Origin of the sequence: Salinivibrio sp. ES.052, from assembly GCF_900141775.1 — a bacterium.
Taxonomy (GTDB): domain Bacteria; phylum Pseudomonadota; class Gammaproteobacteria; order Enterobacterales; family Vibrionaceae; genus Salinivibrio.
In genome coordinates, this window is record NZ_FSRI01000001.1 from 901,714 (window position 1) to 927,427 (window position 25,714).

A 25,714-nucleotide genomic window follows, 5' to 3' on the forward strand; every position below is an offset into this window, starting at 1 on the left:
TCACGTCCTTTCTAAAATAAAAGTAGGGGGGTGGCCAATGAGCGTTAAACTGTGTGTGTTTAAAGCGTGTAACGGATGGCAATGTGATCAGCAAGCGGGTGAGTCGGGTCTTTGTTATTGGCATGATCCTAATGTCGATAAGCGGAACCATGACGTAAGAGCCGCGGTAGAAGCTTGGGCGGCATCGGGTAAGCCGTTAGATGGGTTTCAATTGGCACGGACTGACTTGACGGATATTCATCTAGTGAATCGTGGTGAAAAGCAAGGGTACTCGTGCCAAGGTGCGGATTTCTATCGTGCAAATTTGACCGAAGCCCATTGTTTTGGCTTAGATTTACGCAATGCATCCCTCATGAAAGCGAATCTACTGCGCGCCAATCTTAATTGCACGCGGCTTGATGGTAGCAACTTACTCGGCGCAGATATGGCACGTACGGGGCTCGAAAACGTCGAATGGGGCGATCAATTCAAGCAAGAGCGACTAGCGTTTCGTGAAAAAGATCTGTCTCGGCGTCAGTCTTTGTTCCAAGAGTCGGAAGAGGTATGCCGAAATATTCGCAAGCAATGTGAAAAGCAGGGGTTGTTTGATGTGGCGGGGTCCTTTTTTAAAAAAGAAATGCGTTTTCGTCGCTACCAAATGCCGAAGATTAGCTTTCAGCGCGCATTATCGAAAGCGGTCGATTTATTTTGTGGGTATGGTGAAGACCCGTTGCGGGTGGTCATTTTTTCGGTGTTGGTGATTGTATCTTGTGCGCTGGCGTATTTTGCGCTGGGCACCACACAAGCGAATCCTATTTATCCTGGCCTGACGGGGGGAGAAGCCATTTTTTATGAACTGCTTAATGCACTGTATTTTAGTGTGGTGACGTTTACCACCTTAGGTTATGGCGATATTACTCCATTTGGATTTGCGCGCTTTATCGCTGCTTTTGAGGCGTTTCTGGGGAGCTTTACGATGGCGTTATTTGTGGTGGTGTTTGTGAAAAAGATGACAAGGTAGAGGCAGTCAGTGAGAGCATGATAAACAAGAGACAAAAAAGGCACCGAGAAGGCGCCTTTTTTCATGTCATCATGATCGCAAAGGCGATTAGATGCGGATGAAGTCCATGTGTTCAACTTTTGGCTTGAACGGGTGACGTTGGATGTCTTGTGGCTTCACTTTTACTTCTTGGCCATCAATAACCAGGATGATGCCTTCGTAAAACTCAGGCTTATCCATTTGGTTAACCACCACTGGGTGGTACAGTGCGACGGATACTGGCTCTTGGTTGCCACCGTAAACGATCGCAGGGAATTTCTTCTGATGACGCAGGCGGCGGCTCGCACCTTTACCCTTTTCTGTACGTACTTCAGCTTCGAATTTAAACATAATTAATAACTCTCTTTAGAGTGAAAAAACAGTACTGAGCGTAGCGACCTAACTCAGTACCCAAAAACGAGCGCGGATAGTAGCACTCGTTGACGGTTAAAACAAGCGTTATCATCGGGTATGACAGTGGCTTAACCCGCGATCACCGCACCTTTTACCTTTGTCTGCCCCACAGTGTGATCTTTGCTTTTCAGGAGGCGTCGGATTCTGAGAAGGCTTGCCCTCGGCTTTGCGCTAACATTGCCGTCAGCCTGTCTTGATTAATAAAGCTCTCCACATCAAAGATTTTCTGGCGTAGGTGCCAGAATCGGCCTTGTTTGCGTGCAATCACAAAGTCGGGCGGTCGAAATCGATGCTGTGACGCTGTCACTTTCGTCGGTGCGGTATCCGTGAAGGGACGATGGCGATCAACGAGGTGCGGACCCACAAAACGAGCTAAGAAATCTTGTTTCTGCTTTTTAGTCACGAGCGGCCAGACTTCATGTAAATCGTTACCTTCATGAGTATGATAGGTCACTTTGAGTTGTGGTTTTTGATATCGGTTTTTGCCCGCGGTGAGGGTCATGTCGGTACAAGCGACCACGAGTGCGTCTTTGAGCTTGAGTGCCTCGCGAAGTTTCTTGTCGGGGTCAATTAAGGGGGCATCACATTGGTGACAGCGACGTGCGGCAATGTCATTATCGGCCCCGCATTCATCACAAAATTTGGCGCGAAAGCGATAACCACAGATTTCGCGCTCACTATCCTCGTCTTCAAAATAACCTTGGCACTGGCGACCATAGTGTTCAATCAGGAAGCCATTGTCATCAAGTTTGCCCCAAAAGCTGTTATTAAATCCGCATGCGGGGCACGGAATTGTCACCAGCTCACTGTCACTATCAGGTTTCGGCATGCCTATTTCTGGTTGGTACAAGTCGTAGACATTCCCAGCGTAGTCGAGAATCAAACAATCTTGCTTTCCTGGCGCGAGGCGAAGACCACGCCCGGCAATTTGTTGATAGAGGCTCACCGATTCGGTGGGGCGTAGGATGGCGATAAGATCGACATGAGGTGCATCAAATCCGGTTGTCAGTACAGAGACATTCACCAAGTATTTGAGTGCCTTTTGTTTAAATGCATTGATGAGACGATCTCGTTCGGCGCTAGGGGTATCACCCACGATCAGCGCGGATGATTCGTTCGGCAAGTAATACAGTATCTCCCGCGCATGGTTAACCGTGGCCGCGAAAATCATCACGCCTTGTCGCTCTCTTGCATAATCAACAATTTGTTCGACTATTTGCGGTGTCGCGCGAGGCGCATTGGCGACCACTTTTTCGAGATCGGCCTCGCGATAATAGCCACTGGCTGTGCGTGACACCTGTGAAAAATCGTAGCTAAGCAGCGGTGCATCGAGTACATGAGCGGGAGTGAGAAATCCTTCATCCAAGAGGTGACTTATCGGGAGTTCGAAGACGCAATCGCGGAAAAAGCGGGTTTCGGTGGTACGGACTTTACCGCTGGTGTGGTATTGATAAATCCAGCCTTGTCCCAATCGGTAAGGCGTTGCGGTTAAGCCCAAGACTTTCAGGCCGGGGTTGACCCTTTGTAGATGCTGGATAACACGTCGGTAGCTGCTGTCTTCGCTATCAGGCACGCGGTGACACTCATCAATGACCAGTAATGAGAACTGATCAGCAAAAGCCTCTAAGTGACGAACCACCGACTGAACAGAGGCAAAGACGACTTTTTCATTCGATTCTTTTCGCCCTAAGCCAGCAGAGAAAACACCGCCAGTTAGATCATACCCTTCATACTTCTCATGATTTTGCTCAACCAGCTCTTTGACGTGAGCGAGCACGAGCACTCGACCTTTTGCGATACGTGCTAATTCCGCGATCACCAAGCTTTTACCCGCGCCTGTCGGTAACACGGCAACGGCTGGTGAGGCATGACGGCGAAAATAGTGGAGAATGGCTTTCACTGCGTCAGACTGATAGGGGCGTAAGGTATACATAGTTAAAAAACGGCCTGAATGAGGCCGTTTAGTTTACTGACTTATTCAGTTAGGTACAGGTTATTTGCTCTGCGATCGGTTTGGGTGCGTTAGAGCCGTTTGGTGAGGATGCAATGTTGACGACGTGGTTGATAATCAAATTGCTCATAAAATAGACGAGCACCTTTATTACCAATGTTCATTTCTAAAATCACAGCAACACAATCTCTGGCTGTTGCTTGTTTTTCCACTTCTGGGATCACTTGGGAGCCGACGCCCTGGCGGCGCCAGCTTTGCTTAATAAAGAATTGGTCAATCACACCAACGCTACCGCCATTTTCGACGCTAAAGCTATAGGCTAACACTAAAAAACCAATGGTCTCGGTATCGCCACTATGCTCAACATCAATCAGAAATACATCGCCACGCTCGGGTTGTGCTAGCAGTGCGTTAAAGGTGGCAGCCACAGGCTCGCGATCAAAAGATAAGGCCTCATGCTCATGCTGTTCGTGTGAAAGCGTTAATAAGGTTTCAACGGCATCGACGTCGGGGCGGCGAAGAGAGACAATCATAGTGTTTCCTTTTTTATCACTGATTGGTCAAGACGACCGTATCATACTCGCCAAGCTGGTACGCTCAATCGCGATCAGCATTTGGATTGACACGATGTGACAGACTCGGCGTCTCAACAAAAAGCGTGCGCTAGTGCTTGCATTATTACTCACGCATCGCTCAGATAATGGGATTGAGTTTATGTCATGGCATCATTTTTTGCTGCCAAAGATGGTGAAACTTGATCTGTGTCTTGGCGACGATGTGACGTATAATCGCGCCAAACACAGGTGTAATGAACGGTAATATGCGATTAGATAAGTTTTTATGTGAAACCCTAGGGGTGACAAGAACACAGGCTAGTCGTGTTCTGAAAAGTGAGAGCGTGACTGTTGATGGGAACGTGATCAAATCAGGCGCGGTAAAAGTCAGTGAAGAGGCAGAGATTGAATTTGAGGGTCGCCTTTTAACCTTATCTGGGCCGCGCTACTTCATGATGCACAAACCTGCTGGTGTGGTGTGCTCGCATGAAGATGCCTTTAACCCCACAGTGTTTGTGCTGTTAGACGAAGTGAATGGAGAGAAACTGCATATTGCTGGCCGCCTTGACGCGGATACGACAGGCTTACTTTTGCTGACTGACGATGGCCAATGGTCACATCGCATTACGTCGCCTAAGCATCAATGTACGAAAACGTATCGCGTATGGTTAGCGGATCCGATTGCTGCAGATACTGCCAGTCAATTTGAACAAGGTGTGATGTTGCGTGGTGAGAAACAAGTTACTTTGCCTGCGAAGTTAGAGCAAGTAGATGACTACGAGGCATTGCTGACGATACATGAAGGCAAATACCATCAGGTAAAACGGATGTTTGCGGCGGTAGGTAACAAAGTTGAAGCGTTGCACCGAGAATCGGTTGGGGCACTGGAACTGGATGAAACATTAGAGCCGGGCGAATATCGTCCGTTAACGGATGAAGAAATTGCACTGTTACGCTAATTAACACGCCTGTCTCATCTCGTGAGCTCTCGTCACAATGGAAAGCACAGCATTTGCTGTGCTTTTTTAGTCCGGACAGGGTGTCATAGTGCTAAGACAAGATGACAGAGAGAAAGACATTCTTTCCCACAGCGACACAATAAATTGTTACACTTTGACCACGCTCACGTTATTTCCCTTTTTCCTGTCTTTTACGTTAAGGAGAGTTATGTCGCAACCATCGGCTGTCTCGGCTTCCCCAACCCAATTAAGCTGGCTTTTGATCTTAGTACTTGGTGCGATTGCAGCGCTGACACCCTTAGCGATTGATATGTATCTCCCGGCCATGCCAGCGATTGCCGCGGACTTAAATGCACCAAGCAGCGCGGTCAAATCAACCTTGGTCGCGTACACGGCAGGCTTTGCTATTGGGCAGCTATTCCATGGCCCGATCTCCGACAGTTATGGCCGCAAGCCGGTAATGTTGGCCGGTGTAGCACTGTTTTTCATTTGTGCGGTGATCAGTGCGATGGCACAAGACATAGACGTACTCACGTTTGTGCGTGCGACACAAGGGTTTGCGGGGGCTGCTGCCGCGGTCATTATTCAAGCTTTAGTTCGCGATATGTTTGAGCGCGAGGAGTTTGCGCGCACCATGTCGTTTATTACCTTGGTGATGACCATCGCACCGCTTGCGGCCCCAATGATCGGGGGCTATTTACTGATTTGGTTTGATTGGCGTGCCATTTTTTGGGTATTAGCGGCCTGGGCCTGTTTTGTTACTCTTTGTATTATTTTTAGGATCCCGGAAACGTTACCACGTGAAAACCGGCCACCAATGCGAATTGGTGCGTCATTGCGTAACTATGCGCGTATGTTAAAAACACCGTTTGCAGTGGGGATGATCTTTTGTTCGGGCTTCTCATTTGCCGGGATGTTCTCTTTCTTAACCGCTGGCTCATTTGTTTACATTGATTATTACGGTGTGAGCGCGCAGATGTTTGGTTATCTGTTTGCTCTTAACATTGTTTGCTTAATTGTGATGACGTTTATTAACGGACGCTTAGTGCGCAAAATGGGGTCGCACTGGATGCTACGTCTAGGGCTTGGCCTACAGCTGGCGGCTGGGATAGCGATTGCTGTGTTCCAATGGCTAGATGTTGGGCTTTGGGGTACCGTGGTTCCAGTTATGATGTATGTTGGGGTGATTTCAACCATCGGCAGTAATAGCATGGCTTGCCTGTTGGCCTGCTATCCGCAAATGGCAGGCACCGCGTCTTCTTTAGCGGGGACAATGCGGTTTGGGATTGGCTCGCTGGTTGGTGCAGGGGTTGCAGTCGCCTCAGACGGTACGCCTTGGGGCATGGTTGGCGCGATTGCCCTTTGTGCGATACTCTCTGCTGCTTTCTATTGGCTATTAGCAAGCAAAGAATCATGAGTTATGTCATCGAAATCCAAACTGTGATGGCGGCTGCCTTTGAGGATCTCGCGGCAGCGATTGCAGCAAAAAAAGTGGCTGATGCGCCAAATGCGCGCGAGGCCTTTTTGGGGCGTTGGGTGGCGCAGTCGATGAAAAAGCAGCGTTTTCACTACAGTGTGAAAGCGGACCTTCAGCGTTGGACACAGCGTGCACGTAGCGCGGGCACGCAAGCGGGACTAGACGCAGAGTTTTCTCGTATTCAGCAAGTCTATGCGGATTGGTTTCCGGTGGGCGAAGCGGTTTCACCCATACACCTAAACCAATTACAGCGGTTAATTGAACGAGCCACCAACGCCGGTTGGACGGTCCATACTCAGACTTCGATTGATCGAAAAGTGAAAATTATCTGTGATGGGCAGCATTCGTTGGTGGTGTGCCCACAAGCGACTCAGGCTGCATTTGATGACGATGATCACCTGACGGTCCCTTTGAGCGTATATGTTCGCGGGCCAGAGGTAGAGGTGATAACTTGGGCGCATCAGGCTCGTCTTGCACCGACTAAGGTCACCGATTATAAATCGAAGGTAAAATATCATGCTGAGTATCGTATTTGGCCGAACAATCAAGCCGATAGTTTGATGGTGATGCCGCATTAATGGGTCTCTATTGACTGATAAGAAACCGCTTCCGGGCGGTTTTTTCTATTTTAAAAGCCACGTAAACTACATATGTTCCCTATAGGTTGGAGTCTCGTGTGACCGTACTTTCCCGTCCCTTCTTTGATGCGGTGTTTTTAAAGCGCTTGCTTTTAATTGCGGTGCCTATTGCGCTGCAAACTATGATGTTTTCCAGCCGCAGTTTGGTCGACATCTTGATGGTTGGACAATTGAGTGAAGCGGACGTGGCGGCCATTGGTATTGCCGGTAAGGCGATGTTTGTCTCTACCTTGCTGATTTTCGGTGCCATGACTGGCGGATCGATGTTGGTGGCGCAATATTGGGGGGCGGGTGATAGACAAGGTTTTCGTGAAAAAACGGCGCTGACCGTCACCTTAACGAATGTTACGGCGGCGTTAAGCGCATTTGTCTTTTGGGCCTACGCGGATACCATTATTGGTTTTGCAAGTGATAATCCCACTGTCATTTCACTGGGCCAGGACTACTTGCAAATTGCCGGTTTATCGCTGTTTTGTCTTGCCAGTGTCTCCGGACTGGCTGCTGGCCTACGTGCGATGCACAAACCAGGGATCAGCACCTTTTTTAGTGGAGTAGGGATCAGTGTCAATGTGGTGCTCAATTGGGTGTTCATCTTTGGTCATTTGGGCGCGCCGGAGTTGGGGTCTAAGGGCGCAGCGGTTGCGACCGTGCTCAGTGGCATTGTTGAGGTTGTTGCCTTATACGTCTACTTGTATCGCCGCCAGCATTTGGTTGCCTTCTCTCTGGCTGATTGGCGAGCCTCACTCACCCTGGTCGCTGTAAAGCGCTTTTTGTCACTTTCGTTACCGACGGCGTTTAACTTTTTAATGTGGTCATCTGGCTTGTTCGTCTACCACGCTATCATCGGTCACGTTAACGAAGCGGGTCTTGCGGCTATCGCAGTGATAACCCCTGTCGAGTCACTCTCGCTGTCGTTTCTGATCGGTACTGCTAATGCTGCCGCGGTCTTGGTCGGTAATAACCTCGGGGCGCAACAGACAGAGACTGCGTACCATCAAGCCTGGCAAGTGGCATTATTTAACTTTATCGCTGGGCTGATCATTGCTTGCGTGATGTGGTTGATTCAGCCTTGGGTGCTGGGCTTTTTCCCAGCACTGACGGGGGAGACAGCGCAAATTACAGCGTATTTCTACTGGACGATGTGCGTGCTTATTGTGGTAAAAACCATTCCGATGGCGATGATTGTTGGGGTATTGCGTGCGGGTGGAGATGTGCGTTATTGCTTGGGGCAAGATTTTGTCGCGCAGTGGCTTATTGGCATTCCAGTGGTACTTACAGCGGCTGTTGTGTTCGAGTGGCCGGTTTATTGGGTTTATGCCTTGTTAGCGACAGAAGAGGTGGTGAAATGGGTTGGCTCTTTACTGCGGGTGAAATCGGGCGTATGGCTGAATAATCTTGTCAGTGATGCTCGTGGATAATAGGAAATATAAAATGGGAAGCTGCCCATTATTTTTAGCTCTTTTCTCAGTCCCTTAATTGGGGTACATTGCCAAATTAATTAAACAGTGTGACTTAGTTCTCGTTTATTGCTGTATTTAAGACACGATAAGGGTGTGCATTTGGCATGTTAGCTATTAAAGCGCTTTGTAAGGGTTATCAGGATGGGGGAGATTTTCACCCTGTGCTCCAAGGGGCCGCCATGTCTCTTTCGTCGACTAGCCAACTCGCGTTGATGGGTGAGAGCGGATCGGGAAAAAGTACGTTGCTTAACCTGATTGCGGGACTGGATAAACCAGATAATGGAGAAATTTGGTTTGATGGCACCCCATTACATGCTTTAAATGAACGGGCACGTACACAGTTTCGCCGTCAAAATATCGGTCTTATCTTCCAGCAGTTCAATTTACTTCCCACGCTATCTATCGCCGATAACATCCGATTTTGCCGCCAATTAAAAGGGCTAAAAGGTGATGCGAGCCTTTGGCGACAAATTGTCTCTCAGCTTGACCTGATGCCATTATTAAACCGCTATCCGGAAGAAGTGTCTGGTGGGCAGCAGCAACGTGCTGCGATCGCGCGAGCCTTATATATGTCGCCCAAGTTAATGCTAGCTGATGAACCAACGGGTAGCTTGGATGAGCGTAATGCGGATGCGGTAATGCGTTTGCTGACCACCTTAACGCGCCAGCAAGAGGCGAGCCTTTTGCTAGTGACGCACAGTGATACTGTGGCCAGTTACTTACAAGGCAGTGTTGGGCTGCAAGGAGGCGTGCTCAGTGTTCGGCCCCGTCGCTAACGCATTATGGGGGCACTATCGCCGCCATCCTTTTCAGATCCTGCTTGTTTGGTTAGGACTAACCCTCGGCGTCGCGTTGCTCGTGGGGGTGCTATCGATCAACCAACACGCGCAGAAAAGCTATCGTGAAGGGGCCAAGTTATTCAGTAATCCGTATCCATTCAGTATTCATCATACTCAGCGGACGAGACGCGTCCCGCAAGCGTTTTACATTGACTTGCGGCGTGCTGGCTTTACCCAGTGTGTGCCGGTGGATCGCCTACAAGTTGTGACGCCGTCACTTAATGATATTAATTTAATGGGCGTGGACATCATTGCGATGTTACCGCTTTTGTCTGAACGCGGGTTGGGTGAGGAACCGCAAACTGGGATTTCTCCCGTGAACGCAATGACTCCTCCGTATCCTGTCTATGTGGGTGAGGCCATGGCTAATCATAAAGGTTGGCAAGACGGTCAAATGATCACCTTGCTTGATTATCCTGCGATTGGGCCATTGCGCATCGTAGATAATGATGCGCTGAGTATGGGAACGTATTTGGTTGCCGATATGGCACTGTTACGTTCTTTATCGCCTCACTCTGGGATTGCCGAGGTGTTGTGCGGAGAACTTACTCAAGCGGAACGCCAACACATCCGTAGCGTTTTACCTCCTGCGCTCACACTGACAAAAACTCAAGCGACGCGACTGGGTCCGCTAACCCGTGCTTTCCATCTAAATTTACTGGCGATGGGGTTACTGGCATTTGTGGTGGGGCTCTTTATTTTCTACCAAGCAATTTCTCTTTCGATGACACAACGTCAGCCTCTTGTCGGCTTACTCCGGCAGTTAGGGGTCGATGGTCGTCAACTGTCTTTGGTGATGGTGGCGGAATTATTCGCTTGGGTTTCACTCGGGGTAGTGAGCGGTAATGTATTGGGCATGATCTTGGCGAATCAATTGCTTCCTGCGGTCGCAACGACGTTGTCTGATCTGTACGGTGCTGACATTGATTTGGTGATGCATTGGCAGTGGCAGTGGGGCCTGTACAGTGTGCTACTCGCGATACTAGGGGCGGCAATGGCGTCCGCTTGGCCATTAGTTCGCTTGATCAACACATCGCCCGGACGCTTGTCTCAACGCATGACACTCATTCGAGGGACACACCGTGAATACGCGGTACAAGCGATCTTAGCCATTTTACTGGGCGTCGCTGCTTGGGGCGTGGCTTATTGGGAGAGCAGCCAATGGCAAGGGTTCACCCTTATTGCATTGACGATGTTAAGTGCCGCTTTAGCCCTCCCTTATGTGTGCGGTGGGTTGTTTCATGCGTTAGCAACCCGTTATGCGGGCGCACGGTGGCGATGGTTTTTTACCGATGCAGCGGCGAGCCTTAGTTATCGCGGTGTCGCGGCAATGGCCTTTATGCTTGCCATTTCTGCGCATATAGGTATGGAAACGATGGTGGGGAGTTTTCGCACCAGTACAGAGACTTGGCTGCAGCAACGCTTGGCCGCAGATGTCTATGTACGACCCAGTAATGAGCTGCTACCACGAATGGCGTCATGGCTCGTCGAGCAAGATGATGTCTCGCAATTTTGGGCGACCTATCGGCGCGAACTTGCGGCGCCACAGGGCCGTCTTGAAGTGTTGTCAGTAGGTAATCGTCCACTAGAAAAACAAGCGTTAGCGGTTAAAGCCGTGCAACCGGATTATTGGTCGCAATTGCACCAGCAGCGTGCCGTGCTGCTGAGTGAGTCGTTGGCCGCTAAGTTTGGTGTCAATGTGGGTGAAATGGTGAACCTTCCCGCTCCGATGGGGGAGCGTTGGCAAGTGGCGGGGGTGTATTACGATTATGGTAACCCTTATGGACAGTTGGTGGTTTCTGCTCGAGGTGATGTGGGACAATGGTTGAAACAAGGAAGACCATCGCTGGCTGTGGTGTTGAACGAGGACACTAAAAGCGATCACTTTGTGAATAGGATCAATGCGCGCTTTAGTTTAAGCAATGGGCAAGTACAAAACCAAGCAGACATTATGCGCTACGCCATGCGTATTTTTGATCGTACCTTTACTGTGACAGAAAGCTTATGTGTGCTGATGTTGATTGTCGCCATTGGCGGATTGTTCTTCTCCACGTTGGCCACTGAGCTATCACGGCAACGTCAGTATAGTTTATTGCGTTATCTGGGTTTATCGGGGCGTGAACTGGTTGCTCTTGGGGGCGGTCAATTAGTGCTCTTGGGCCTTGGCAGTGCCTTAGTCGCCATTCCGCTGGGGTTAGTGCTTGCGGGGATGCTGATCCATGTGGTACTCAAAGCCTCGTTTGGTTGGACGATGTCGATGAGCTTCTTCCCAGTGAGCTACGCAACGACGATTGGCCTGTCGATGTTAGCGTTGATGGTAGCGGGAGCTTGGCCCGTTTATCGAATGCTTAAACGCACCGCGGCAGCCTCTTTACGTGATGCGCAATAGGAGACATGCAGTGAGAATGAATCTGAGAGGAATTAGTCACCTCTGGCGTTCGTTATTGGGGCTGGCAGTCATTGTCCTTATTGGTGCATTGATTGGGTGGGGTAAGCCACCACCTCCAGCTTCTGAGTCGGTACGTGGTTTTGATGTTTTTGCTCAGCAAAGTGGTTTTGCTACCGTTACACACGATTATCGCCCCCATTACCCACAAGACATGGTTTCCCACCCAGCATTTGCAACCGAATGGTGGTATCTGACAGCGACGCTCAGTGATCGGTCAGGGCAAGAATATGGTGTGCAATGGACACTGTTTCGTCGTGCGCTTCATCCGAGCACTGAATCAGGGTGGGCGAGCCAACAACTTTACATGGCGCATGTTGCGATCACTCGTGGTGACAAACAATGGGAAGCCGAGCGCTTTGCCCGTGGTGGTATCGGTCAAGCTGGTGTGACGCTGTCACCCTTCCAAGCTTGGCTAGATGATTGGCAATGGCTAGGCGGCGATCAGCCGCTACCTGCTCAAGTTCGTGCGTCATTGCCGAGTCAGAATACACCCGTTGGGTTTTCGCTCCAGGTGGCTGATGGGGGGTTGAGAGTAAAACAAGGTGATAAAGGATACAGTGTACGCCACGCTAACCAACCTTCCGCTTCGTATTATTTCTCGTTGCCTCAATTAATGATTAAAGGTCAACTGACCCTTGATGGTGAGACTATTCCGGTAACGGGTAAAGGCTGGTTTGATAAAGAGTGGTCAAGCGGTGCGATGGCAAAGGGCCAAACGGGCTGGGATTGGTTTGGGCTAAATTTGGATGACGGACGAGCCTTAATGGTCACTCAAATCCGCGGCACTAAGCCATTTGTGTTCGGGTCATTAGCGTACCCCAATGGGCGAGTTGTCTCGCTTCATCAAACGGACATTAAAATGCTACCAGTCAGCCATGCCAAAATGACTCAAGGAGCAAGCTTACCGATTGGCTGGCAAATAAAGGTGCCAGGCGAGGGGATTGATATCACTACCCAGCCACTTAATGTACAAAGTTGGATGGATTTAAGTATTCCCTATTGGGAGGGGCCCGTGCGAGTAAAAGGCAGCACAACAGGCCGTGGGTTTATGGAGGCGACTGGGTATTAACCTAAACCGACCCAAGCTTGGGTTTGATGAGGGCGCCAAATCGGTTGGCGATCGACGGTGATCACACCAGGGTGATTATCACCTTGAGCCGCGGAGATGGCGAGACTCAGTGCCGCGTCACTGATCGCTTCAAATTGTTGAGGGAGTGACTGCACCCCAAACGGCAGAAAGTCCAATATACGGCTGTCACCAAACGTGGCGAAATACAGTGCAGTCGGTGCAATCCCCGTCTGGCGAATCGCATCCAGTACGCCCTCACAAAGGGTAAAAGAGGTGGTTAGCAGTGCATCGGGTAAGTCTCCGGCTTCTATCCATTCGGTCATTAGCCGTTGTCCCTCTGCGCGGCTAAATGCGTGGCCATAACGTACCTGTCCATCGACTTGTTGAGCGCTCAAAGCCTGATGAAACCCCCTTTCGCGGTCTTGTGAAATTGCCAGTGAGGGTACGGCCCCTATCAATCCTGCTTGGTATACATCTGTGGGAGCGATTAGCATTTCGGTCAGCTGATACGCCCCTTTGGCATCGTCACTGAGTACATTGGCAAATTGAGTCGCATCTAAACCCCGGTCAATGGCCACAATGGGTGTGCCCTGGCGTTGAAGTTGGGGATAAAAGGGATGATTGGCGGGTAAGCATGAAGCCACGATCAGGGCATCGATTTTTCTTGAAACCAGCGTTTCAGCGACCACTTTTTCACGTTCTGGATCATCGTCCGACCCCGTAATGATCACCTGATAACCTTGGTCATGGGCTTTACGCTCGAACAATTTAGCCAATGTGGCATAACTGGTATTGGCAAGATCGGGAACCACTAAGCCCAGGGTGTGAGTGGTGCCTGCTCGTAAGGCGGTTGCTGCACGGTTAGGCTGATAATTGTGCTGTTCAACGACGGCCATCACGCGCTGACGTGTCTTTTCGCTGATCCGGTAACGATCAGCTTTGCCATTAATCACATAACTTGCGGTTGTTCGTGACACCCCAGCGAGACGGGCAATTTCATCTAGCTTCATAAAGCAATCCTTGAGTGGCCGATCGTTATTGATGGCTTTGTGAATGCGATCAAAGTTTACGCACTTCCGATCCAGAATATATTTGCATTATAAGCTAAAACGATTCAGCCTTAAAGCTGAAAGGTTTCAGCTGATGATGTTAATCACGTCAGCATCACACGTTTCGAGAAAGAACGATTGCGCCAAACGTCGAGAATGACGACTACAATGGGAATAACAAGGGCCCATCGGTCATTGACGTTGCATTGATGAAGAACTGTAACTCAAAGCTGAAACGATTCAGCTGGTGTGGAGCAGATAACGGCTGCCCGCAGGGCCCACTGATACAGACACACAATGCCATGGCAGCGAACACTGACGTGGCTGACCACTACATCAACCAGTGCACATGGCACTGAAAAAGAGGATAGGCCTCATGCTGGCACTTAATGCACAAGATATTCATATGCAGCAACATGCTGCCTCTAAGCAAGAAGCAATCAAAGCCATCGCCGGAGAGCTGACACAAAAAGGATTGGTGGAAGCAGGTTATCAAGATGGCATGTTAGCCCGAGAGGCGCAAACCAGCACGTTTCTTGGAAGCGGAATTGCCATTCCACATGGCACGACGGACACCCGAGACCAAGTAAAAGCAACGGGTGTTCAAGTTTTCCATTTTCCTAACGGCGTTGACTGGGGCGAAGGAAATATCGCTTATGTGGCGATTGGTATCGCGGCCAAATCTGACGAACACTTAAGCATTCTGCGGCAGCTGACGCATGTACTCTCTCAAGATGGGGTCGAAGCGCAATTGAAAACCATCCGTGGTGCTGAAGAAGTGGTCGCCTTGCTCAATGGCAAGGCAACAGACCCTCAAGCCTTGGTTTTCAAGCCAGAGATGATTCTTACTGGATTTCCTGCCACCGACATGACGACACTCCAAGCGGTCGCCGCGGGGTTATTAAAAAACCATCATTGCTTAGATAGCCATGGCGTGAGTGCACTTATGGCGTCTAGCCCGGTGCATCTTGGTCAAGGTCATTGGCTTTTAGGAGCGGCTGAGGGCGTGCAGAAAACCGGAATTTCTTTGGTGATGCCTGCTTGCTCGCTCACACATCAATCACAGCCTGTTAGTGCGTTGTGGTGTATGGCGGCGAATAATGCATTGCACCTTCCTGTCCTGGAGACCCTGATGGAGTGGAAGATCAGCAATCAACTCTCTACCTGTACGAATGACTCGCCAGACGCTTTGATTGCGGCCTTGACGCAAGGTTCATCCTTACCAAGTGCACCTTGTGAACCCGCGACATTGTCCGATGCAATGGCGATTGATGGCGAAAGTGGCTTATTCACCGTTACCAATGCGCATGGGCTGCACGCGCGCCCCGGTGCGATGTTGGTTAATACCGCGAAAAAATTCAGTGCAGATATCAAAGTTGCAAATGCCTCGACTCAATCACCCGCCGTCAATGCGAAAAGCCTCATGAAGGTGATCGCACTGGGGGTTAAACATGGTCATCAACTGCAGTTTACCGCCAGTGGAACTGATGCTGAGGAGGCAATTGCTGCTTTAGGAGCCGCGATTCAAGACGGTTTGGGGGAACACGCATGAGTGCCATTCTAACCGTGACCTTTAATCCCGCACTCGATATGACAGGTGCCTTGGGTGTCTTACAAGCGGGGGATGTCAACTTGGTGCAAAACTATAACCTGCATCCGGCGGGCAAAGGCGTCAATGTCGCGCGTGTCTTGAGCGATTTGGGTGCAGATGTGTCCGTCTCCGGGTTTCTTGGTGCAGATAACCAAGATCCTTTTGCGCACCTTTTTACCGAGCAAGGGGTTCACGATCACTTCTTGCGGGTGCCAGGTGTTAGCCGCACCAACGTTAAGCTGGTTGAAAAAGATGGTCGTGTCACGGATTTGAATTTTCCCGGCATGGCTGTTGAGCAAACGCATATTGATGCATTCACTGAGGCTTTGCTGTCTCTTGCCGATGACCACGAGTGGATCGTGCTGGCTGGAAGTTTGCCGCCGGGGCTATCGACGGTGCAGTTGAATACTTGGATATCCTCGCTCAGTCAAAAAGGGAAAAAGGTGATTGTTGATACGAGCCAACACGCCTTACGTGCAGCGGTTGATGCGGTCCCTTGGTTAATCAAACCCAATGAAGCGGAGCTGGCACAGTGTCTTAATGCACCGATCACGAATGAGCAAGCGGAATTACTGGCACGGGGTGAGCAGCTCTTTGCCCAAGGTATCGCCAATATTGTGATTTCTCGTGGGGTCGATGGCGTACTTTGGCGTGATCACCAAGGTTGGCTGAAAGCGGTTGCACCTGCGCAAACCGTGGTGAGTACCGTTGGGGCTGGCGATTCGCTGGTTGCCGGTTTGGTATGGGGATGCCAAGCCGGGTTGAAGAAAGAAGCAGCGCTTTGTCGCGCGGTGGCTTTGTCTGCACTGGCGGTTACCCAAGTAGGGGTCGGTGTTGGCGATATTGAAGACGTGAACCAATTAACCGAACAAATCAGCGTGTCGCCGGTTGAGTTGTCTGTGCGCGCGCAATAAAAACCAATCTATGAGTGGGGTAAAAGGTATGAAACTGGTTATTGTGACGGCATGCCCAAGTGGTGTTGCTAATACGGTTATTGCCGCGGGGCTGCTTGAAAAAGCGACCGAGGCCAAAGGATTGACTGCGCAGATAGAGTGTCAGTCGAGTATTCAAGCGACGACGCCTTTGTCGGCTGCTGATATAGAACAAGCCGAACGAGTGCTGCTCGTCGGCGCGCCAGAAAACACCGCACGCTTTAATAATAAATCAGTTTACCAAGCAAGCTTGGATGAGGTGATGGCGGATACGCAAGCGGTGCTTGATGCAGTGTCAGACAACGCGCAGCCTTATCAATCCGACACAGGTACCGCCAGTGTATCGAGTAAGCCGTTAAGCATTGTCGGTATTACCGCGTGTCCAACGGGTGTGGCTCATACCTTTATGGCTGCTGAAGCGATTGAAGAAGCCGCGAAGGCGAAAGGCTACCAGGTAAAAATTGAAACGCGCGGTTCGGTGGGGGCTAAAAATGGCTTAACCGACCAAGAAGTGGCAGAGGCCGACCTGGTCTTTATCGCAGCGGATATAGAGGTTGATTTAAGTCGCTTTGCGGGGAAGCGTCTGTACAAAACCAGTACTGGCATTGCATTGAAAAAAGCGGCGCAAAGCATAGATGACGCCTTGGCTAATGCAGATGTATATCAAACGTCCTCTTCCAATTCGTCGAGTTCAAACGCTGGTCAAGGTGAACGAACCGGCGTTTATAAGCACTTGATGACAGGGGTATCGCATATGCTACCGCTGGTCGTCGCTGGTGGCTTAGCGATTGCGCTATCGTTTGTCTTTGGGATTGAGGCCTTTAAGGAAGAGGGAACGTTAGCCGCCGCCTTAATGCAAATTGGTGGTGGCAGCGCATTTGCTCTGATGGTGCCAGTATTGGCGGGCTTTATTGCCTTCTCGATTGCTGACCGTCCTGGTCTGGCGCCGGGTCTTATCGGGGGGATGCTGGCGGCTTCAACCGGGGCTGGTTTCTTGGGAGGAATACTCGCGGGCTTTATTGCCGGTTACAGTGCCAAGTTTGTTGCTGAAAAAGTGATCTTGCCGGCCTCAATGGAGGCACTGAAGCCTATCTTGGTGATCCCTTTATTGGCGAGTTTGTTTACCGGTTTGGTGATGATCTATGTCGTGGGTGGCCCTGTGTCTGTGGCAATGGACGCTCTTACCACGTTCTTGCAAGGTATGAACTCAACCAATGCGGTGATCTTAGGGGTGTTACTGGGGGCAATGATGTGTTTTGACCTCGGTGGGCCCGTGAACAAAGCGGCGTATACCTTTGGCGTGGGCTTGATTGAGAGTGGTACCTATATGCCTATGGCCGCTATTATGGCCGCGGGCATGGTCCCAGCGCTGGGGATGGGCTTGTCCACCTTCTTGGCTAAGCGTAAGTTTAACGATGCGGAGCAAGAAGCGGGCAAAGCGTCATTTGTTCTGGGCTTGTGCTTCATCTCTGAGGGGGCGATCCCGTTTGCGGCCAAAGATCCAATGCGTGTTATTCCTTCATGTATTGCCGGTGGGGCCCTTACGGGAGCCATGTCGATGCTAATTGGCGCGAAACTCATGGCGCCACACGGTGGCTTATTCGTGCTGTTAATCCCGAATGCCATTAGCCCTGTGTTTATGTATTTGGCAGCTATCGCAGCGGGTACCGTAGTCACCGGGTTGGTGTATGCGGTACTTAAACCGGTCAGCCAACCTTCACCGTTGACAGCCGAAAAGCAGTCTTAGTGATCTCAGCGAAAGACCGTATCGAAAAAGGCCCTGATGGGCCTTTTTTGTTTTGTACATAAGCTCAATGTACGACTGCGATTGATATGGCAGAGTCTTCGATGGCGAGACGACCTATGATAAGGCTTCTGGCTCCGGCACCATTGGGTAACGTACGCCCATCATTTTTTCCATACAGTGGACAACCTGGCAGCTATAACCAAATTCATTGTCATACCATATGTAAAGCACGCAACGGTTATCCTCGGCAATGGTGGCTTGGCTATCCACAACACCGGCAAAACGAGAGCCAATAAGATCGCTTGAGACGAGCTCGGTAGATTGGGTGAAATCAATTTGCCCAGAAAGCGGCGAGTACAGTGCCACGTCTTGTAGATAGGCATTTATTTCATCTTTGTCCGTTGTGTTGTTTAAGTTGAGATTCGCGATAGCCATAGAGACATTTGGGGTAGGGACACGAACAGAGTTGCCAGTGAGTTTCCCTTTGAGGTCAGGGAGTGCTTTGGCCACCGCGCTCGCAGCGCCTGTTGAGGTTAATACCATATTGAGGGATGCCGAGCGTCCTCGACGGTCTCCGTTATGGTAGTTATCAATCAGGTTCTGATCATTGGTGAAAGAATGCACCGTTTCAATGTGGCCATTCTCGATACCAAATTTATCATGCATGGCCTTTAACACCGGCGTAATTGCATTGGTGGTGCAGCTCGCGGCCGAGATGATCGTATCCTCTTCACCAATCACGTCATGATTCACACCGAAGACGACGTTTTTAAGGCTACCTTTACCCGGTGCGGTCAATAAGACTTTCTGCGATCCTTTGCTGTCGAGATGCTGACTTAAGCCTTCTTCATCACGCCACATGCCCGTATTATCGACCACTAAGGCGTTATTAATCCCATACTGGGTATAATCGACCTCGGTAGGATTGTTAGCATAAATCACTTGAATGAAATTACCGTTTGCAATCACAGCATTACGTGCCTCATCGACGGTGATGCTGCCGTTAAATGGTCCATGCACCGAATCGCGACGCAACAAGCTGGCCCGTTTTTCTAAATCGCCTTCTTTTCCGCCCCGGACGACAATCGCACGAAGACGCAATGGATAGCCTGGACCACTTTTTTCGACGAGCAAACGGGCAAGTAAGCGACCTATGCGGCCAAAGCCGTAGAGCACCACATCTTTGGGGTCCACACCATTTCCGGTACCCATTAAATGACTTAGCTGATTGTGGATAAAGTCTGAAATGCCATTCGCATTGTCATGCGATTGCCAGTATGTCCATGCGAGTTGGCCAATATCAATTTTACTGGGGGCCAGATCCAGCTCTGCCATGACCTCGATGAGAGGCAATGTTTGGCTGGGTGCCAATGTGCCGCCGGTATATCGACGTGCGACTCGGTGTGCTTTGATGATATCGATGGTACTGGCATTAATGAGCTGGCGACCAAAAAGTTGAATTTCCACACCTTTTTGGCGGTAAAGCTGACTAAGCAGCGGATACATGGTTTCAGAGTGGGTTTGACTGGTTTGCCAATCGAGCAAGTAGTGTTCTGGACTCATGAATCGACCTTTTTCACGAATGATAGTGGGTGGGCAGGGTGCCCAGTAGGGACGATGACTGATCATTGTCAGCCTTATAATTTTGTGGCGCAGTCTAAATGATGCAGAATTATTCACCTACTAAAAATAAGTCTCTTTATTCAAGCACTAAAGGATCACTATCTTGCGGGTTACAGTGTGAGTAAGGCGATCTAAATGTGATCAATGTTGATACTAAAATGAAACAACTCACAGTTAGTCAATATTACTGTGAGTTAAAGCGAGGGGAATGGCTTTTTATTTTAGGTGGTAAATTAAGTGGGAAAGTGTGCGAGCCCAAAGAAGGAACGAACAAGTGACAGGATTGCCACTTGTTGCTAATCATTTTTTCACGTTTACACATCGGAGCATCAAATGCCGAGCTCATCTAACAAGTCGTTACTACCACCATCTTTCTTTTCACTTTTATCCGTAGACTTTTCTTCGAGCCGGCGAACCGTCTCCGCTTCTAGGATAGAATCAGGATCAACCTCTTCACCTTCTTCGAAATCTTGCAGTTGAATGAACTCAGTACGTTCCATCGCCAGCTCAAGATAGAAGATATGATTCTGTTCGGTCGTAAAGCTGACGCGGCGTGCCTGAGGCTTATCAATATTGCTGTCGACGGAAACGGATATGTTTTTATTCACCGCCATCATTTTCGGTTGGTTTTGCGTAATTGATGTTTGAATCGAGCGTTTAATTTTACCGGTAAAGTCACCAATGATTTGGTTCATTAGCTCACCGAGTACATCGCCCACTTCATCGGCGGTATGTAACGTGGCCAGCTCTTCTTCTGGGATCCCCATATGCTGCATGTAGTTTCGATAAATCTCTAATGCCGCAGCGGAAGAGAAATTAATCACCACGAGCCCAGAGAACCCGCCATCAAATAACACAAAACAGCCTATGTCAGGTTTAAGGCTTGTTTTTACGATCTTTTGCACCATGGCAGCATGGTGTACCGGAGAATCAGTGGCCTTGGTTAATACTGCCGTGGCGGACTGACAAAGCTTAAGCAGGATGTCCTCGGAGGTGACAACTTTGGTTTTTCTCATTATTCACTACCATAATGGTTGATGGAACTTACTGTCAGTGTGGCACCGGATTGTCAGATTTGTACACTGATTTTCCGGATATCCGGATAAGGGATCACATTCATTAGCGATGTCAGGGTACTAGCGATGGTTCGCATCGATATTATCCAGCGTGTCAACGAGCCGAGTCATCGCTTTTTGCATTCGGTGTAGCGCCTCTAATAAAGCATGGGTATCTTCCGTTTGAGCGGCTTGCTCTGCGTCAAGGCATGTTTGGTGTAACTCTGTGGCCCCAATACTGCCCGCGGCGGATTTTTGCTTATGAGCCGCATCTTTAATGTGCTTCCAGTCATCAAATGGCGGTTGAGCCTGAGCCAGTTCGATAAGGCTTGGTAGGCTACGCTGCTGAAAAATAGCGACGATTTCTTTAAAGGCCGTGAATTGGCCAGCGTAAAGGCGTTTAACCACGCTTAGATCTAAAACGTCAGGAGAGGGGGGGCAGACTTTTGTGGGGGCGTCGTCAGCGTTTATTGGTGCTGGGGTGTCACGCTGATTGAGCCAATAACTCAATCGGTTGTCGAGTTGGTCTAGTTCAATGGGTTTAGTGATGTAATCATCCATCCCTGCTTCGCTACAACGGGTTTCTTCGCCGCTGAGTGCATTAGCGGTGATGGCGATAATAGGAACGCGTGGAGAAGAGCGTTGGATTTCACGTAATGCGGCAGCAAGCGCGTAGCCATCTTTATTCGGCATGTGGCAATCGGTTAAAACTAAATCGAACTTATCGTTTTGATAGACTTCAAGCGCTTGTTTGCCATCATCAACCATGACGACGTGATAGCCCAGGTAGCGAAGTTGTTGGGTTAAAACCTGCTGATTGGTGGGGTTGTCCTCTGCGACGAGAATGCGTCCACGGATAACCCCAGCTGCGTTTTCTCGTGGTTCTATGCTTAATGGCGGAGGGGTAAGAGATGGCTCGTTCGACTCACCTAGCATGCTGATATCTGGACTTTCGAGTCCTAAACATACCCGGATACCATGCACCAAACGGCGGTAAGTCAGTGGCGAGGCAAAAAGCTCAACAATGCGTTTATTGGGGTGGGTCGCCAGTGACAAGGTCTCTTTTAGCACGATCACGTGATCAACAGCGAGCCGGTTAATGGCATTGTCTGGATTCGTGCGTTTGGTGATCAAAATTATATGATGGGTAGCATGGTCCTGATCATATGTTCTGGCGGTTTGTTCGAGATCAACGGTGTCATGTTTAATGCCTAAATGATCAAGGTAAGCACATATTGCTGTTTTAAGCGCGCTATCTGGCAAATCAAGATAAATCAGTAATGACGCAATATTATGGTAATCGATGGGTGCCGACGGTTGTTCAGCTAAGGGACAGATCCCGTAACTCAAATTGACGGTAAACTGAGTTCCTTTCCCTTGTTCACTGTTAATTTCAATATCACCATTGAGTAAGTCGATAATATTTTTACAAATCGCTAAACCAAGACCCGAGCCTCCATATTCACGGGTGGTCGATGATTCGGCTTGGTTAAACGGTTGGAATATCGTTTCCAGTTTGTCTGGATCAATACCGATACCATTATCGCTAATGATGAAGGATAAACCGGCTTGTTTTGGCGGGGCCGTGATGGACGGCACGATTCGCACATCCACCAGCCCTTGCACCTGGTTCGAGCCTCCGGAGAATTTAATCGCATTGCCGACTAAGTTAAAAAGGACTTGTTTTAGCCGGTTAGGATCACCGATATATTGATCGGGCAAATTTGGAGCGATAAAGAGTGACAGAGTGACGTTTCGTTTGCTGGCCTCATGACTCACGGTGTCCATCACTTGCTCAACGGTTTCTGACAGTGAAAAGGTAACACGTTCAAACTGGAGCTTACCTGCTTCGGTACGGGAAAAGTCGAGTATATCGTTAATAATAGAAAGCAAAGAGAGCGCGGACTCTCTTACTGTACTGAGCAAACTGTGTTGTGACTGCGTTAATGAAGAACGGCGCAACATATCGATCATGCCAATAACGCCATTCATGGGTGTCCGGATTTCGTGGCTCATAGTCGCAAGGAATTGCGCTTTGGCCCGTGATGCACTTTCCGCCCGCTCTTTTTCTGCCATTAGCTGCTCTCGCGCTTGATTACGAGAGATGATGTGAGCACGAAATATTACCAAACCCTGTGCAATCTTACCGACTTCATCTGTTCTATCTTGGAAATAACTGTCGGGAGGGGTCATATCGCCTTCGACGAGTCGTTGCATTGAGTCAGCAAGGACAGCAATCGGCTGTGTGAAAGTGCGATAGATATAAAGGTACATTGCACCACTCACAAACAAAATAAATAACAATAGATAACCGAGATTGAGTTGGTTGGAATGAAGAATCGATTGTAAATTGATCATGGAGCCGCTGACCACTTTGCCTGTCTCTTGGGCAAAGGTGGATAAGGCGTCTTCAAGTGATTGATACTCTTGATCACTTAAGGTACGAACAGCCATCATCGCGCCGACTTTAGCGCTCGGTTGATAGTTGTTAAAGATGGCAATACCACTGCGTTTAAGGCTGGTGAAATGACTCTCCAGCAATGCCACTTTTTTGAGTGACGCGGGATCGTTGAGTTCGAATTGAGCTAACGATAGATACCGCTCGAAAGTAGCCATGTCCTCGACAAAATGCTGTCGACTGCTTTCTCTACCTTCTAAGTATTGATTGAGCTCGGTGAGCATGTCTCCATTTTCATCAACGAGTTCATCAAGGTATTGTAAGATAGCGACGTTATCTGGTTGTGTGAGCGATTGTGCGGCTTTTAGCTCGGCAATCAGATTATCAATTGGGCGGACGACATCAATTGATAAGCGCATGACTTGTTTACGTGCCCATTGTTCAGCCACAGGGTCAAACTCGGTTAACACTTTTTGATGCGCAATCCGCTGAAAGCGTTCATAGAGTTGACTGATCTTACTGAGTTGTGGCTGTGGCTTAGGTTTGATATCACGAAGTTTTTTCAATGAGTTTTCAAAGGTCTGCTGATTTTCTAGAAAAACAGCAAGCGACTCATGTCGTCCCATCACATACTTAAGCATGCTCGCGTTCATGTCGCTGGCGGCTCGCAGCATCTTCATGGTGATAATTGCACTCGGAATTTCCTGGTTGGTCGCGCGCTCCACATCTTGGTTGACCCGCTCTTGCATGATGTAGCTTGAGACTGATAACCCCAGCACCATTAGGGTAATAAAAGTCATGATCAATCCAATTTTACTGACAATACTTTTACTAAATGGGCGGGAGCGGTTTACCTTCATGGGTTTTTCCTACATCCTTGTGGGCGATTGATTCTGAGCTTATCCGTATTACGTTGTGCTGTGTGGTGTTGCTTGCTTTTATCACGGCAAACTAGGACTATACTGCAAAAGAGGCTGGGTCAGTCGTTTGTATGAGTTAAGCTTATTATTGGCTAAGTTAATATGCTTAGCCAATCGTAGTTTTGGCAATGTATATAACCAGTATGATGGCTGCGTGAGTTATTGCGCATGCTATCTTATAATATACAGTGCGTTAAGCGCTGCGAAGCGTGACTCGGTTTCTAATTTCGTCCTCAAGGGGCGCATATCGCGGATGTTCGCGATACACTAGCGGCATATGAACAGTCTAAGGACAAGTAACCATGGTAGTAGACTCAGACGGGTATCAAGCACTGATCGAACACTTTGCGTTTAATCTTACTGTGTTTGAACAACCCGGTGAAGCCATTGGCAATGACACCATTGCTGATATCGTGCACGACTTAGTCGCCTCTAACATCATGACCATTTGTGAACAAAATCCTGGGCTCTCGTCCGCACTGCGGTTCACCATACTGCGTGAGGCCGATCGTGTGGTTGAAGACATGGAAGAAGTCTTAGCAGGACGATGGGAGCAACCTGTTACTGCTGAGCAGGTCGGTTTTTTAGAAGAATATGTGGCCCTGGTTAAAAATTTGTTTGATGGTGCGATGGTTGAGCTCCGCTAATGGGAGGACTAAGAACGTCAACCATGGTGCGATTTCCTCTCAATACCTCTTTCCCTGCCAGCATGGCCGCGATAGCATCATTAGATTTGGTATACTAGGCGGCCATAACCCACAATCCAGATGTATTGATGCCAGAGCCAGAGCAGAGTCACGCCATACAACGCCTTTATAAGACGCGCTTAGCCCGTGCAACGCGTCCTTATCTTGCGCGTGGTGCGGGGGTCGATCGTTGCCAGTACTGCATGTTGGTTCGCCACTATTGTGTCTGTGCGCATCGAGCAGCACGTCAAACCCAAGCGGCTTTTATACTGCTCATGTATGACGATGAAGTATTAAAACCAAGTAATACTGGACGTCTTATCGCAGATTGTGTGGAAGATACCCATGCCTTTATTTGGTCGCGAACCGCTCCCGATCCTGAGATGTTGGCAATGTTATCTCACCCTGATTTTCAACCTTACGTTGTTTTCCCTGCTCAATATGCAGCGTCAGAGCGCGTAGTCAACGTGCCAAATAATCCTCCCTCAGGAAAACGGCCACTTTTTATCATCATTGATGGTACATGGCGGGAAGCAAAAAAAATCTTCCGAAAAAGCCCTTGGCTTGATCATCTGCCGGTTTTGAGTATTCAAGCTCAGGCATTCTCGCGTTATCAGGTTCGTGATGCGCACGGAGAGAATCAGCTAGCGACCGCAGAAGTGGCTGCCGAGACCCTAGTCGCTAACCAAGAGCCAGAAGTCGCTGAGTACCTTAATCAGTGGTTTGATGTGTTTAGGGAGCGATACCTCGCGGGTAAACGACAGAAGACATTGCCCGATAGGGATGCATTGGCTGTATTTATAACACATCAAGCGCGCCACAAAGCCGATGAGGCAGTCTAGCTCTAAAATGTGATTAAAAAACAACGAAATTTGCCAAGACTCA

General features: G+C 49.3%; 20 protein-coding genes. 13 read left to right on the forward strand and 7 right to left on the reverse strand.

Going from position 1 to position 25,714, the window contains the following annotated elements:
• Positions 1-37 precede the first annotated feature (37 nt).
• Positions 38-1,000, forward strand: a complete 963-nt coding sequence (locus BUQ98_RS04180; RefSeq protein WP_074212631.1) for an ion channel — start codon at positions 38-40, stop codon at positions 998-1,000.
• Positions 1,001-1,087: 87 nt separating this feature from the next.
• On the opposite strand, the gene rplY is transcribed toward BUQ98_RS04180, so the two are convergent.
• From rplY to BUQ98_RS04195, 3 genes are all read right to left on the reverse strand, one after another.
• The gene (gene rplY / locus BUQ98_RS04185; protein ID WP_074212632.1) at positions 1,088-1,369 is read right to left on the reverse strand and encodes a 50S ribosomal protein L25; all 282 of its coding nucleotides are present in this window, start codon (positions 1,367-1,369) and stop codon (positions 1,088-1,090) included.
• A gap of 190 nt (positions 1,370-1,559) precedes the next feature.
• Positions 1,560-3,365 carry a DNA repair helicase RadD gene (locus BUQ98_RS04190; protein WP_074212633.1) on the reverse strand — a complete coding sequence of 602 codons (1,806 nt, stop codon included), beginning with the start codon at positions 3,363-3,365 and terminating at the stop codon, positions 1,560-1,562.
• Positions 3,366-3,454: 89 nt separating this feature from the next.
• Positions 3,455-3,916: a GNAT family N-acetyltransferase gene (locus BUQ98_RS04195; RefSeq protein WP_074212634.1), complete on the reverse strand. Its 462-nt coding sequence runs from the start codon at positions 3,914-3,916 to the stop codon at positions 3,455-3,457.
• A gap of 287 nt (positions 3,917-4,203) precedes the next feature.
• Here BUQ98_RS04195 and rsuA point away from each other — a divergent pair, with 287 nt between their 5' ends.
• The 7 genes from rsuA to BUQ98_RS04230 all read left to right on the forward strand — a co-directional run bounded on the left by rsuA (position 4,204) and on the right by BUQ98_RS04230 (position 12,828).
• On the forward strand, positions 4,204-4,896 hold the full coding sequence (gene rsuA, locus BUQ98_RS04200; RefSeq protein ID WP_074212635.1) for a 16S rRNA pseudouridine(516) synthase RsuA: 693 nt from the start codon (positions 4,204-4,206) through the stop codon (positions 4,894-4,896).
• Between the two features lie 208 nt (positions 4,897-5,104).
• Positions 5,105-6,313 (forward strand): Bcr/CflA family multidrug efflux MFS transporter, encoded by a 1,209-nt coding sequence (locus tag BUQ98_RS04205; protein WP_074212636.1) that lies wholly within the window; start codon positions 5,105-5,107, stop codon positions 6,311-6,313.
• Positions 6,310-6,951, forward strand: coding sequence for a DUF2913 family protein (locus BUQ98_RS04210; protein WP_074212637.1), 642 nt, complete (start codon positions 6,310-6,312; stop codon positions 6,949-6,951). Before BUQ98_RS04205 ends, BUQ98_RS04210 begins: the two co-directional genes overlap by 4 nt.
• Positions 6,952-7,049: 98 nt before the next feature.
• The gene (locus BUQ98_RS04215) at positions 7,050-8,429 is read left to right on the forward strand and encodes an MATE family efflux transporter (protein ID WP_254813874.1); all 1,380 of its coding nucleotides are present in this window, start codon (positions 7,050-7,052) and stop codon (positions 8,427-8,429) included.
• A 146-nt stretch (positions 8,430-8,575) separates the two neighbouring features.
• Positions 8,576-9,247, forward strand: a complete 672-nt coding sequence (locus tag BUQ98_RS04220) for an ABC transporter ATP-binding protein (RefSeq protein WP_074212639.1) — start codon at positions 8,576-8,578, stop codon at positions 9,245-9,247.
• Positions 9,228-11,699, forward strand: coding sequence for an ABC transporter permease (locus tag BUQ98_RS04225; protein ID WP_074212640.1), 2,472 nt, complete (start codon positions 9,228-9,230; stop codon positions 11,697-11,699). The genes BUQ98_RS04220 and BUQ98_RS04225 overlap by 20 nt, the downstream gene beginning before the upstream one ends.
• Positions 11,700-11,715: 16 nt before the next feature.
• On the forward strand, positions 11,716-12,828 hold the full coding sequence (locus tag BUQ98_RS04230) for a lipocalin-like domain-containing protein (RefSeq protein WP_074212641.1): 1,113 nt from the start codon (positions 11,716-11,718) through the stop codon (positions 12,826-12,828).
• Here the strand turns inward: BUQ98_RS04230 and cra are convergent.
• Positions 12,825-13,838, reverse strand: a complete 1,014-nt coding sequence (gene cra, locus BUQ98_RS04235) for a catabolite repressor/activator (RefSeq protein WP_074212642.1) — start codon at positions 13,836-13,838, stop codon at positions 12,825-12,827. The two genes, BUQ98_RS04230 and cra, sit on opposite strands and share 4 nt — an antisense overlap.
• A gap of 415 nt (positions 13,839-14,253) precedes the next feature.
• Here cra and fruB point away from each other — a divergent pair, with 415 nt between their 5' ends.
• The 3 genes from fruB to fruA are packed head-to-tail and all read left to right on the forward strand — an operon-like array spanning position 14,254 to position 18,147.
• A complete protein-coding gene (fruB, locus tag BUQ98_RS04240) occupies positions 14,254-15,429 on the forward strand; it encodes a fused PTS fructose transporter subunit IIA/HPr protein (protein WP_074212643.1) in 1,176 nt (391 codons plus the stop codon).
• The gene (pfkB, locus tag BUQ98_RS04245) at positions 15,426-16,382 is read left to right on the forward strand and encodes a 1-phosphofructokinase (RefSeq protein WP_074212644.1); all 957 of its coding nucleotides are present in this window, start codon (positions 15,426-15,428) and stop codon (positions 16,380-16,382) included. Before fruB ends, pfkB begins: the two co-directional genes overlap by 4 nt.
• 28 nt (positions 16,383-16,410) lie before the next feature.
• The gene (fruA, locus tag BUQ98_RS04250; protein WP_083605192.1) at positions 16,411-18,147 is read left to right on the forward strand and encodes a PTS fructose transporter subunit IIBC; all 1,737 of its coding nucleotides are present in this window, start codon (positions 16,411-16,413) and stop codon (positions 18,145-18,147) included.
• 114 nt (positions 18,148-18,261) lie between these two features.
• Here fruA and BUQ98_RS04255 read toward each other — a convergent pair whose 3' ends face one another.
• From BUQ98_RS04255 to BUQ98_RS04265, 3 genes are all read right to left on the reverse strand, one after another.
• Positions 18,262-19,710, reverse strand: coding sequence for a glyceraldehyde-3-phosphate dehydrogenase (locus BUQ98_RS04255; RefSeq protein WP_074212646.1), 1,449 nt, complete (start codon positions 19,708-19,710; stop codon positions 18,262-18,264).
• 389 nt (positions 19,711-20,099) lie between these two features.
• Positions 20,100-20,786, reverse strand: a complete 687-nt coding sequence (locus tag BUQ98_RS04260) for a DUF3334 family protein (RefSeq protein WP_074212647.1) — start codon at positions 20,784-20,786, stop codon at positions 20,100-20,102.
• 120 nt (positions 20,787-20,906) lie between these two features.
• Positions 20,907-24,023 carry a hybrid sensor histidine kinase/response regulator gene (locus tag BUQ98_RS04265; protein ID WP_175566285.1) on the reverse strand — a complete coding sequence of 1,039 codons (3,117 nt, stop codon included), beginning with the start codon at positions 24,021-24,023 and terminating at the stop codon, positions 20,907-20,909.
• A gap of 422 nt (positions 24,024-24,445) precedes the next feature.
• Here BUQ98_RS04265 and BUQ98_RS04270 point away from each other — a divergent pair, with 422 nt between their 5' ends.
• Complete coding sequence (locus BUQ98_RS04270; protein ID WP_074212649.1) at positions 24,446-24,790, forward strand: DUF3802 family protein; 345 nt, start codon at positions 24,446-24,448, stop codon at positions 24,788-24,790.
• Between the two features lie 128 nt (positions 24,791-24,918).
• Positions 24,919-25,671, forward strand: a complete 753-nt coding sequence (locus BUQ98_RS04275; RefSeq protein ID WP_074212650.1) for a tRNA-uridine aminocarboxypropyltransferase — start codon at positions 24,919-24,921, stop codon at positions 25,669-25,671.
• Positions 25,672-25,714 lie beyond the last annotated feature (43 nt).